9 protein-coding genes and 1 pseudogene are annotated in these 10985 nt (G+C 69.1%); 3 read left to right on the top strand and 7 right to left on the bottom strand.

Annotation, left to right across the window (positions count from 1 at the left end):
• The 3 genes and pseudogenes from ASF58_RS27285 to ASF58_RS19895 form a co-directional block, all read right to left on the bottom strand.
• Positions 1-143, bottom strand: a pseudogene (locus ASF58_RS27285) (sugar transporter); the annotation flags it as partial.
• A gap of 265 nt (positions 144-408) precedes the next feature.
• Positions 409-1896 (bottom strand): LTA synthase family protein, encoded by a 1488-nt coding sequence (locus ASF58_RS19900; protein WP_055956648.1) that lies wholly within the window; start codon positions 1894-1896, stop codon positions 409-411.
• Between the two features lie 8 nt (positions 1897-1904).
• A complete protein-coding gene (locus ASF58_RS19895) occupies positions 1905-3605 on the bottom strand; it encodes a capsular biosynthesis protein (protein ID WP_244477413.1) in 1701 nt (566 codons plus the stop codon).
• Positions 3606-4090: 485 nt separating this feature from the next.
• Between ASF58_RS19895 and ASF58_RS19890 the strand changes: the two genes are divergently transcribed.
• The 3 genes from ASF58_RS19890 to ASF58_RS19880 are packed head-to-tail and all read left to right on the top strand — an operon-like array spanning position 4091 to position 7048.
• Entirely contained in the window at positions 4091-5398 is a 1308-nt protein-coding gene (locus ASF58_RS19890) for a capsular biosynthesis protein (RefSeq protein WP_055956640.1), read from the top strand.
• A gap of 31 nt (positions 5399-5429) precedes the next feature.
• Positions 5430-6197 carry an SDR family NAD(P)-dependent oxidoreductase gene (locus ASF58_RS19885; protein ID WP_055956637.1) on the top strand — a complete coding sequence of 256 codons (768 nt, stop codon included), beginning with the start codon at positions 5430-5432 and terminating at the stop codon, positions 6195-6197.
• Positions 6194-7048, top strand: a complete 855-nt coding sequence (locus tag ASF58_RS19880) for a formyltransferase family protein (RefSeq protein WP_055956634.1) — start codon at positions 6194-6196, stop codon at positions 7046-7048. Before ASF58_RS19885 ends, ASF58_RS19880 begins: the two co-directional genes overlap by 4 nt.
• 42 nt (positions 7049-7090) lie before the next feature.
• Here the strand turns inward: ASF58_RS19880 and ettA are convergent, their stop codons facing one another.
• The 4 genes from ettA to ASF58_RS19860 form a co-directional block, all read right to left on the bottom strand.
• Positions 7091-8743 (bottom strand): energy-dependent translational throttle protein EttA, encoded by a 1653-nt coding sequence (gene ettA / locus ASF58_RS19875; RefSeq protein WP_055956630.1) that lies wholly within the window; start codon positions 8741-8743, stop codon positions 7091-7093.
• A 266-nt stretch (positions 8744-9009) separates the two neighbouring features.
• Positions 9010-9297, bottom strand: a complete 288-nt coding sequence (locus ASF58_RS19870; protein WP_055956627.1) for a hypothetical protein — start codon at positions 9295-9297, stop codon at positions 9010-9012.
• A 12-nt stretch (positions 9298-9309) separates the two neighbouring features.
• Positions 9310-10233 (bottom strand): DNA/RNA non-specific endonuclease, encoded by a 924-nt coding sequence (locus ASF58_RS19865; protein WP_055956623.1) that lies wholly within the window; start codon positions 10231-10233, stop codon positions 9310-9312.
• A gap of 13 nt (positions 10234-10246) precedes the next feature.
• Entirely contained in the window at positions 10247-10531 is a 285-nt protein-coding gene (locus ASF58_RS19860; RefSeq protein ID WP_055956619.1) for a hypothetical protein, read from the bottom strand.
• Positions 10532-10985 lie beyond the last annotated feature (454 nt).

The following is a 10985-nucleotide window of genomic DNA, read 5'->3' as shown; positions in this document are numbered from 1 at the left end:
TAGCGGGCGAACGTCCCCTCGCTCGTCGCGATGTCGGCCCCCTCCACCACCGCACCCGTCGTCGGTCCGGCCGCAGGGAGGAGCGACGAGCAGCCCGAAACGAGGCAGGCCGTCAGGGCGGCCAAGGACGCCTTACGAAGCATTGTTACTCTCCTGACCTGACCGCGCACAGGTGCGATCCGGCGACGACGCCCGCCTCAATCACGGCGCACGGGCGACGCCATTATGTTCGATCAACCGCGAACGGGAGGTCGCTCGCGCGGCGACCCGGATCGCGGTCCAAGCCTCCGAGCGGTGGCCGCGTCGGACGATAGCGGCAAAACGCTGCGATCGAATTAACGGATCGTGCACCCGACCGGGCTCCGACAGACCTCCGCTGGGTCCAGCCGCCTATCGATCACCAATGCGTCACGAGGGTGGCAAAGCCAAGGTCTCCGCCTCTCCGGGAAGCGCGACGATCTGCCGAAGATGGTGCCCGAGTTCCGCCGCGGTGAGGTCGCGTCGGGCTCCGCCCTCGTGGGCATCCGGGCCGAACTGGAAGACGGCGTAGTCCGTGGCGGTGCCGCCGAAACCGGGACGGCAATTGGGAAGCGCCGGGGCATGATCGCCGAAGACGCAGAGCGTGGCCGGCAGGCCTTCCAACCCCGCGATGAGAGCTTCGACGGCCCGGCCGGTATTGCGCACATGCGTCAGGTACTGTGCCAGCGGGTCGTCGATCCCCGGCAGGCGTCCCGGCTTCCACGGTCCGTGGTTCTCCATCGTGATGCCGTATAGGAACAGCGGCGCGGAGCGGCCCCGGATTTCCGAAAGCACGCGGTCGGCCAGCGCTGCATCGCCGATATAGGGTCCGACCCGGGACGCCCCCGGGAAGTCGTCCTCCATGATCAGGCGATCGAAGCCGAGGCGTGTCACCACGGCGGCGCGGTTGAAGAAGTCCCGGTGGAAGGGATGCACGAAGACGGTCTCGAACCCCGCATTGCGGGCGCGCAGGGGCAGACTCGTCGGCTCGTGGCCGCCATGGGTGAGGTAGGGATCGAACACGCCGAAGCCGAGATCCTCGGAATCGGAGCCGGTCAGGACCGCGTGCTCGGTCCGCATCGTGTAGGCCCCGTGGGCCGGCACCCGCAGCCGTCCATGGAGGGTCGCCCGCGCGCGGATGATCTCCATCAGCGGCAGGGGCGGTCCGCCGAGGCGCACCGGATCGAGGAAGGATTCGAGTTGCACCACCACGATCACGGGTGCGTCGCCTCGGCGGATCGGGGGCGGGAGGGCGGCTCCGCGTTCGGTCCTGCGATGCGCGCGCCAGCGCAGAGCATAGCCGAGAAGCGTGGCCGGAAGCCCGTACCGAGCGATGTCGGCATCCAGTGCCGGCGCCGGAAACAACCGCGCGAGGGTCGCGGCGGCCTTCCCCTCCCCCGAGAGGATCACGCTGCTGAACAGCACCGGCGGAAGGGCCAGGATCGCGAGGAGCGCGACACTCGGCTCGCTAGGCAGGAGGGTCGGCTCGACCGCGTACCAGGCGGCGACCAGCGCCAAGCCGACCAGGATCGGCCCGGCCATGCGGGGGTCGCTGAGCGGGCGGGTGTAGTAGAGTTCCGGGTGGCGCGGCACCTGCCGCAGCAGGGCGAAGTCGCTGAACACCAAGGGTTCGCCGATGATGCTGCGTTTGAGCCGGCTGATGACGCTGAGGATCAGGATCGTGAGTACGCAGGAGAAGGCTGCGAGCCAGGGCCGCCACGAGAACTGAAACCAGAACGCCGTGACCCATCCGTAGCCCGCGAAGCGGATCGCGAGGTCGCGGGGGCGCAGGCTCACGGGCCGCGCGTGCCCACCTGCACCGGCCTCGATGGCGAGACCGAGCGACAGGGCGAGAATCAGGCTCAGAAGCAAGGTCATCGCGGCGGTCACGGCTTCCGGTCCGGAAATCGCTCGACGCCGCGCTTGGCGCGCAGCCGTCGGATGAGAGGGTTCAGCAGGGCGTAGCGGGCCCGCATGGTGAGGATCGCCGCCGGGCTCATGGCCAGACGCGACGGGCCGGCCGCATCGCGAGCCGCCGCGAGGCGATCGAGGAGTTGCTCGGCCGAGCACGGCTTGAGGGTGACCGGATCCAGGTAGAGCGGGTAGAGCAGGAGGGCGCCCGCCACGAGTTCGTCGAGCGCGAGGCGGCGCCCACGGTCCGCGCCCGGGGCCAGATCCTCGGTCAGCCCCCACCCCGCATAGAAGGGACGCCCGTGGACCGCGACGGAGCGGCCGCGGATCAAGGCTTCGAAGCCGGCCAGGGAGGTCATCGTCTCCACGTGATCGGCCCGGTCCAGCAGATCGACGATGGAGAGCCCACCGACGATCCGGTCGGCGAGCGTGAGCGCCTCGGCCTCCGGAATTGCACCGGTCCGGAACCCGGCCTCCACGTCGGGATGCGGCTTATAGAGCAGGAACGCATCCGGATTCCTGGCTCGCGCCGCCCGCAGCAGATCGCGGTTCGAACGCACCACCGGCGAACCGTGCATCACCGAGGCATCGTCCTCGACCTGGCCGGGGACGAGGACGATCCTGCGATCCCGGGGCCAATCACCCGGTTCGTCGGTGAGACCGACATTGTACTTGGTCAGGCGGCGGGCGATCACGAGTTCGCGCAGGGCCGTCGCGCGCGCGACCAGGTCCGGCGGAAAGGTCGACGTCCGCAGGAGAAATTCGAGCCGGCTCTCGGTCCGCGGATCGTAGTAGATCCCGCGATCGTCGACGACGATCGACGCCCCGGGGGCGAGGCCGGCCCCGAGGCCCACGGAACGCAGGAAGCCGTCCTCGATCCGCGCGAGGGGCACGCCCGCTTCGGCGCAGAGCGGGCCCAGCCGTTCCGGCATACGGGTGGCCCAGACCCGGACCTGGGCCTGATGAGCGCGTGCGGCCGCTACGGCATCCTCCGCCGTCATCGCGTGGATCGGTGGGCCCTGCGGACCGACCATGAAGGCGTCGAGGACGGGACGCTTCCAGCCCGAGATGCCGACCAGCACCGTTCGTGTCTCGTTGTCGGCGAAGCGGTCGCGCAGCCAGGCGACGCGCTCGAGGCAATCCTCGAAACCGATCGAGGCCCGGGTCCAGGGATCGAAGTAGTGAATCCCCGTCCCGTAGCGGAGGGCCACGAGATCGTGCGTCGTCGGAGGGGTGGAGGGGTCACCCGGGCGAGCGACCTCGCACCCGGCCAGGCGCGCCTCGCAAGCGGCCGCCCAGTCGTCGACGAAGACCCGGCGAACCCGCTCGAACAGCGCCCAAGGATCGACCGGGGACGCCAGGATCCGCAAGCGCGGAGACAAGCTCGGCGACAGGCCCGTGCAGCCGCCTGAGCCGGCGACGAGGAACGTCCCGTCCGGGCGCGCCGCGAGCACGCGCATCACGAAGGCCCGGAGGCGCGCGCCGGACTCGGCCACCGCGCCCTCGACGAGGATGAGGGACGGATCGGCGAGGCCGGACAAGGCGTCCGAGATGGCCCCGCCGCTTCGCGGCGAGAACCGATTCCGGCCGAAGGTTCGGGCGCGCAGCAGCGCCTCGGTATCGATTTTGTCCAAGCCCGCTGCTCGACCTGCGTGATCGACGCGCAGACTCGACATCCCCGTGCCGGGCGTATCGTAGGGCGACAGCAGGGGACCGGGACCCACGATCACGGGCGCGGCGAGACGCTGCACGATCCTGCGGACGGCGCCGGTTTCCCATACCACGGGTGCTGCCCCCGGACGCCAGCGTGCGACGAAGGGGACGCCCAGGGCTGCCGAGATCTCGGATCGCAGCGCGTGAACGCGTCCGCCTGTGGATAAGAGCGATGACGGCAGGGTCGAGGGCATGCTCACTTTCGGACCGGCGTAACCGGCCGCTGCCATAGCATCTTCGGGGCCCCAAGGGGCATGGGTCCGGGGAGATCGCCCTTTCTGAGCGGGAATAACCGATGCGGGCGGCGTTGTCGCGAAGTCACAGGCGGCGGGAATTCCGTTACCGCCCTACGAGCGCCCAATTGCTGGGATGGGAGTCCCGTGCGACGGATCTGAACCGTCCAGGGTGGCCCGCCATTGAACGGGCGCAGGAGCAGGCGTCGGAGAGAATGCTTCAGCCTCGCGCAGACATGCATCGCGACGGACAGGCGACGTTCCTCTTCCTCCAGGGACTCGCATCCCCCTTCTTCGCCGACCTGGGGCGCGCCCTCGAGGCGCGCGGCCATCGGGTGCGGCGCATCAATTTCTCGTCCGGGGACTGGCTGTTCTGGCGCCTCCCCTCCGACAATTACCGGGGACGGTTCGACAAGTGGGGCGCCTACGTCGCGGACTATGTCCGCACGCATGGCGTCACCGATATCGTGCTCTTCGGCGATTGCCGCCCCTACCATGTCGCTGCCACGTCCGCCGCCCAGCCCTTCGGCGTCCGAGTTCACGTCTTCGAGGAGGGCTATCTCCGGCCGAACTGGATCACCTGCGAGCTTGGCGGCGTGAACGGCAACTCGGCGCTGCCGAAGACCGCGGACGAGATCCGATCCGTGGCCCGGCGCCTGCCGCAGCCCGGACGCGCGATGCCGTCGAGCGGTGACATGGCCCGGCGCAGCCTCTGGGATGTGGCCTACAACATCGCGAATTTCGGCTTCCCGTACTTCTTCCCGCATTTCCGCAGCCACCGGCCGCATCACATCGCGGTGGAATATGCCGGCTGGATCAAGAAGTTCGCCCGCCGCGCCCATACGCGGCGCGAGGCAGCGCGGCTGAACGAGGCCTACACGGCGATCGGCGTCGATTACTTCCTGCTGCCGCTTCAGCTCGACAGCGATTATCAGATCCGCGTCCATTCCCCTTTCCTGGGGGTCGAAGGCTTCATGGACCGGACAATCGCGTCGTTCGCGGCCCACGCGCCTGCGCCGACCCGCCTGCTGATCAAACTGCATCCCCTGGACAGCGGCCTGATCAACTGGCGCAAGTACGCCCGCCACTCGGCGCGCCGGCACGGGGTCAACGACCGCCTGGACATCATCGACGGCGGCGACCTGCCCAGCCTGATCGCCGGCAGTCGCGGCGTCGTTCTGATCAACAGTACCGTCGGAATGCTGTCTCTCGAACTCGGGCGTCCGACCTGCGCAGCCGGCAACGCGATCTACAACTTCCCGGGCCTCACGCACCAGGGTGGGTTGGACTCGTTCTGGACGGCTCCGACGCCGCCCGACGGTGCATTGATGGCGGATTTCCGCCGCGTCGTGCTGCACCGCTCGCAGATCAACGGCGGTTTCTTTTCCCGTCCGGCCATCGAGCGGGCGATCGCCGGGACCATCCCGCGGCTCGAGGCGACGCTGCCGGCCTCGGCCCTGGCCGCCGCCGGCGCGATCCGGGCGGAGGACGGCGAGCCCCAGGAACTCGCACCGGTCTATTGATCCGGTCCGACTGGCCGCGCTAGCAGTCCCGATGCCTGTCATCCTGATTACCGGTGCGTCGAGCGGCATCGGCGCCGCCCTCGCCCGCCACTACGCCGAGCCCGGCACGACGCTCATCCTTCAAGGCCGGGACCGGACACGCCTCGATGCGATCGCCGACGCGTGCCGCGCCGAGGGTGCCGCGATCGAGACGAAGCGCCTCGACATCCGTGAGCGGGCGGCCGTCGCAGACTGGCTCCAGGGCGCCGATCATGCCCATCCCCTCGATCTCGTAATCGTCAATGCGGCGATCAACGGTGGCGATCCCGGCGGGGACGTGGAGACCGAGGCCATGGCGTTCGAAACCGTGGAGGTGAACCTCCTCGGCGCCCTCAACGTCGCCCTCCCCTGCGTGACCCTGATGCGGGCCCGCGGCCACGGGCAGATCGCGCTGATCTCGTCCCTGGCGGCCTTCGCACCGCTTCCCGACGCGCCCTCCTACAGCGGCACCAAGGCGGCGCTGCTCGCCCATGGCTTGGCGCTCCGAGAGAAGCTGAAGCCTCACGGCGTACGCATCAACGTCGTCACCCCCGGCTACGTGAAGACCGCCATGGGCGGCGAGTACCAGGGCTGGCGTCCCCTGGAGATCAGTGCCGAGGATGCGGCGCGCCGGATCGCGCGCGGCTTGGCCAAGGATCGGGACATCGTCGCCTTTCCGTGGATCCTCGCGGCCGGCGCTCGCGGTGCAGCCCTGCTGCCGGAATTCTTAAGGCGCCTCGGCATGAGCGGCTTCAAGTTCAAGATCCGGATCGGCCGGTGAGCCGCCCCCGGATCGCCCTGTTCGTGCTGGAGGCCCTGCCGAACGCCCGTGCGGTGAGACGCTTCGTCGGGGACCATGCTGCGGATCTCGCGTTCGTCGGCCTGTCGAACGCCGAACGGCCGAGTTCCGGCGGCCTTGTCGGCCAGGTCCGGCGCCATCTCGCGCGCTCCGGTCCGGCAATCCTGCCCTATCTCGGCGTCAATTTCGGGCTGCCGGATCTCCTCGCCCCGCTCTCGCCGCTGGCACGCCGCCTGACCGGAGCGGGCACCGCGGCTGGTGCCACGCCCCTGAAGGCGCTCTGTCGCGACCTCGGCATTCCAACGCTGAAGGTCGACGACGTCAACGGATCCGAGGTCGCCCAAGCCTTCGAGCGGCACGCCCCCGATCTCATCGTCACCTTCCATTTCGACCAGATTCTCTCCGGTCCGACGCTGGAGCGGACGCCGCTTGGGGGCCTGAACGTTCATCCCGGCCTGCTGCCGCGCCATCGTGGGCCGGTCCCCACCATCCATGCGCTGGCGGAGGCCGAGCCGGCCTTCGGGGTGACGCTCCATCGCCTCGCCGTGACGATCGATGCCGGCGCGATCCTCGCCCAGGAAGCGGTCCGCCTGCCGCACGATACGACGGCGACCCGCGCCTCGGTGATCCTGCACGAGCACGGACGGGTGCTGCTCGACCGAGCGCTCGCGGAGCTTGCGGACGGACGTCGTCCCGCCGGGACGGTCGCGCCGGTCCTGCCCTATTGCCCGTTCCCGGACCGCGATCTCCTCAAGAGCCTGCGTCGCCAGGGGCGCAAGCTCACGGACGGTCGGGACCTCAGGGACGCCCTGGCGCTGAGCGCCCGGGCCTGAAGCGGCGCCCGCCTCCTGCGAAGCGGGCGCCGGACCGTCGTCTCAGCGGGAGAACTTCTTGTACTTGATCTTCTTCGGCATCAGCGAGTCGGCGCCAAGGCGACGCTTCTTGTCCTCCTCGTAATCCGAGAAGTTGCCCTCGAACCACTCCACGTGGCTCTCACCCTCGAAGGCGAGGATGTGCGTGGCGATGCGGTTCAGGAACCAGCGATCGTGGCTGATGATGACGGCGCAGCCCGCGTAATCCTCCAACGCCTCTTCGAGGGCCCGCAGGGTCTCCATGTCGAGGTCGTTCGTCGGCTCGTCCAGGAGCAGCACGTTGGCGCCCCCCTTCAGGGTCCGAGCCAGGTGGACGCGGTTGCGCTCACCGCCCGAGAGGGTGCCGACCTTCTTCTGCTGGTCGGAGCCCTTGAAGGCGAAGGCGGCGCAGTAGGCGCGGGAATTGATCTCGCGCTTGTTGAAATAGATGATGTCGTTGCCGCCCGAGACCTCCTGCCAGACCGTGGCGTTCGGGTCGAGGGCGTCGCGTGACTGGTCGACGTAGCCGAGATGCACGGTCTCGCCGACCGCGATGGTGCCGCCGTCCGGCTTCTCGGCCCCGGTGATCATCTTGAACAGGGTCGTCTTGCCGGCGCCGTTCGGGCCGATCACGCCGACGATGCCGCCGGGCGGCAGCTTGAACGACAGGTCCTCGATCAGGAGGCGGTCACCGAACGCCTTGTTGAGGTGCTCGAACTCGATGACGTTGTTGCCGAGGCGCTCGTCGATCGGGATGACGATCTGCGCGGAGGCGTCGATCTTGTCCTGCGACTTGGCCACCAACTCCTCGTAGCGGGTGATACGGGCCTTGGACTTCGACTGACGGGCCTTCGGCGAGGCGGCGATCCACTCCTGCTCGCGGTTGATCGCGCGCTGGCGGGCCATGTCCTCGCGGCCCTCCTGCTGGAGGCGCTTCTGCTTCTGCACCAGCCAGGCCGAGTAGTTGCCCTCGTAGGGGTAGCCGCGGGTGCGGTCGAGCTCGAGGATCCAGCCGGTGACGTTGTCCAGGAAGTAGCGATCGTGGGTCACGATCAGGATCGCGCCCGGGTACTGGCGCAGGTGACCTTCGAGCCAGTTCACCGTCTCGGCGTCGAGGTGGTTGGTCGGCTCGTCGAGGAGCAGGAGTTCCGGCTCCCAGAGCAGCAGCTTGCAGAGGGCGACGCGGCGGCGCTCGCCGCCCGACAGCGTCGCGACCGGCTGCTCGTCGCTCGGACAGCCCAGCGCCTCCATGGCCTGGTCGACCTTGGAATCCAGCTCCCACAGGTTCGCCGCCTCGATCTTGTCCTGGAGAGCGGTCATCTCGTCCGCCGTCTCCTCGGAATAATTCATGGCGAGTTCGTTGTAGCGGTCGAGCAGCGCCTGCTTCTCGGCGACACCCTCCATGACGTTCTCGCGCACGGACTTGTTCGGATCGAGCTGGGGTTCCTGCGGCAGGTAGCCGACCCGGGCGCCCTGGGCGACGAAGCCTTCGCCGGTCCAGTCCTTGTCGATGCCCGCCATGATCTTGAGCAGGGTCGACTTGCCCGAGCCGTTGATGCCGAGCACGCCGATCTTGGCGTCCGGGTAGAAGGACAGGTTGATATTATCGAGGACTTTCTTGCCACCCGAATAGGTCTTGGTCAGACCCTTCATGTGGTAGATGAATTCGCGCGCCATGGTGGTATCCCTGTCGTGTCGGCGGTCCGGCGCGCCCTGCGCCCCGACCGTCGGAATCAGCGTGTGCGTGTTGCGCGGCTGCGTCCGGTCGAACCGGCCGGCAGACCGCGCGGAGAGCGCCGATGCGGTCGGACCTCGGGCGCTCGCCGTCGTCGAACCGCTTCGCGTGAGAGTGTTGCGCCGGAGTATCAGGGCGGCGACCGACCGGCAAGAACGTGGGCCAAGAACGAGAATGCGGGCCGGGAACGCGAAGGGAGGTCCCGGGCTCAGGCGAAGGGGTTCTTCACCGTATCGGCCGGGTGCGATACGTCCGCGAGCTGTTCGGGCAGAGGCTCGGCCTCGAGGGCGGCTACGATGGCGGCGAGAGCGGCCGCGGCTGCCCGGGCCCTCTCGAGCCCCGGCGCGTCCCGCCCGAGGTCGAGGCTGCCATGGATGGCGATCCGGTCGCGGCCATTCTCGATCGAGAGACCGCCGATCGTCTGGACTGCCGCGTCGTCCGCGAACGGCGTGAATCGACCTGGGTTCTTCTCCGACCACGCTTCCGTCTTCGGCATCGGACCCTCCCCTCAGAAGATGGCGCGCATCAGATCGCGCCAGAGACGCCGCAAGGCGCGATGCACTTGGTCCCTCGCCCAGGATTCGAGCGAGTCCGACTCGGGCGCCCGGCGGCGCGGACGCTCGCCACCCTCGGACTCCCCCCGGGAATAGGCCCGCGGTTCCGGCAGATCCATCGCCCGCGCCTTGGCGGCGGGAGGGAGCATCGGAAAAACGTCCAGCCCGGACAGTGCGCGCAGGCTGTCGAGGGAAACGGTCTGCGACGGAAGATCGTCCTGATTCGGAACCAGATAGGCGCCGGCCTCCCCCGTCACCGGGTCGTAGAGGGCCTTGTAGAGCTGCGTCGGCACCAGGACCCGTCCGTTGATCGCCTGAACGGCATCGCCGGAATAGATCGGCCCGGTGACGACGTAGAGCGTGCCGCGGCGTGTGGCGAGACGCCGGACGCTCTCCTCGATCGCCGACCAGAGCCCGCGATTGAGGGCGCGGTCCTGCGGCACGATGTTGGCGAGGCTGAAGGACTGCGCCTGGGCCGCATGGGTCGGCATGTCGCCGGCCGGGGCCATGTGGCCGCGGTCGTAGCCGCTACGGACGTAATCCTCGATCCGCGCCCGGTCGGCGGCCGGCAGCGCATCCTCATCGTGGAAGGCATCGATGCGGTCGACCCGGCGCGCCGCCGAGACGCTGTCCCGCGTCAGGCGCTCGGCCGCGTAGAGCGGCGTCCGCGAGACACCGGAATGAAGCACCGCGAAGGCATCGAAGCACAGCGGCACGGTGCGGGCCGCGAGCTTCGGGTTCGTGATCACCGGCCGCTGCCCTTCCGCAAACGCGTCGGTGCAGGTGTTGGCCAAGCCCTCGGCCAAGCCCTCGGCCACCGCAGCGGCCGGCGCGACGCAGAGCCAGGTGAACAGCAACAGTCGCAACGGGTCGGCCATGGATCGGATGCGCTCAGAAGCAGACGCGGACCTTGCGCGTCCCCTGCGGGGTCGCCCGCGTGCGATAGTCGCAGGGCCGGCCGAGGGTCCCCTCGAAGGGACGCACGTCGCGGTCGGCCGGACCGGGACCCGCCTGGACGCCGCAGCCGCCGGGTGTCTCGCACGGGAACGTGAAGGGCTCGACCGGCGCGTGGCGGCGGACGAGCGACGGGTCGGGTGCGCGACCCGTCGCCCAGGCGGACCCGCTCGACAGGATGCCGATCAGCGCAAGGCCGGCGGGGGAGCGGATGAGCGACATGGCCTGCCTCGATGCGGGATCGGCGGACGGGAAAACACGGCCGCACCGTTGATCGGCACGCGCGGTGGGATTAACTGCCGGAGTTCAGGCGCCGGCGCCAGCATCTCCACAGTCACGGCTCGGCGACGCCTTGTCTCCCGCGCTCCGGATTTTGGAACGGTATTGCAGACCGGGCACGGTCTGCGGGACAGTGCGGTCGCCCCCTGGCGTGGCAAAGCTGCGTAATGACGTTATAAGTGCGATCGAAGGGCCCCGGTTTCGTCTTGGGGCATGCCTCGTTCGAGGGGCGGCCCGCGCAGAGCGCTGTCTGCGGGCCGGATCGAGCGGGTGCCAGCAAACGAACGGGTGTGAATTCAGTGTCACGGCAAGAAACCTCGCAAGGCAAGACCTCGCACGACGAGCGCGCGCAAGCGGCATCGGAGACCTTCTCGGAGGCGACGGCGATCCTGGACGG

It is taken from the genome of Methylobacterium sp. Leaf125 (assembly GCF_001423085.1).
Taxonomy (GTDB): Bacteria; Pseudomonadota; Alphaproteobacteria; order Rhizobiales; family Beijerinckiaceae; genus Methylobacterium.
Note: the sequence above shows the minus strand (reverse complement) of the source record. Positions and strands in the feature narration are given on the sequence as shown.

What these genes read in the sequence shown, in the direction of transcription:
- ASF58_RS19900 (WP_055956648.1), bottom strand. Translation starts at nt 1,896, where the DNA reads ATGACCTTGCTTCTGAGCCTGATTCTCGCCCTGTCGCTCGGTCTCGCC.
- ASF58_RS19895 (WP_244477413.1), bottom strand. Translation starts at nt 3,605, where the DNA reads ATGTCGAGTCTGCGCGTCGATCACGCAGGTCGAGCAGCGGGCTTGGAC.
- ASF58_RS19890 (WP_055956640.1), top strand. Translation starts at nt 4,091, where the DNA reads ATGCTTCAGCCTCGCGCAGACATGCATCGCGACGGACAGGCGACGTTC.
- ASF58_RS19885 (WP_055956637.1), top strand. Translation starts at nt 5,430, where the DNA reads ATGCCTGTCATCCTGATTACCGGTGCGTCGAGCGGCATCGGCGCCGCC.
- ettA (WP_055956630.1), bottom strand. Translation starts at nt 8,743, where the DNA reads ATGGCGCGCGAATTCATCTACCACATGAAGGGTCTGACCAAGACCTAT.
- ASF58_RS19870 (WP_055956627.1), bottom strand. Translation starts at nt 9,297, where the DNA reads ATGCCGAAGACGGAAGCGTGGTCGGAGAAGAACCCAGGTCGATTCACG.
- ASF58_RS19865 (WP_055956623.1), bottom strand. Translation starts at nt 10,233, where the DNA reads ATGGCCGACCCGTTGCGACTGTTGCTGTTCACCTGGCTCTGCGTCGCG.
- ASF58_RS19860 (WP_055956619.1), bottom strand. Translation starts at nt 10,531, where the DNA reads ATGTCGCTCATCCGCTCCCCCGCCGGCCTTGCGCTGATCGGCATCCTG.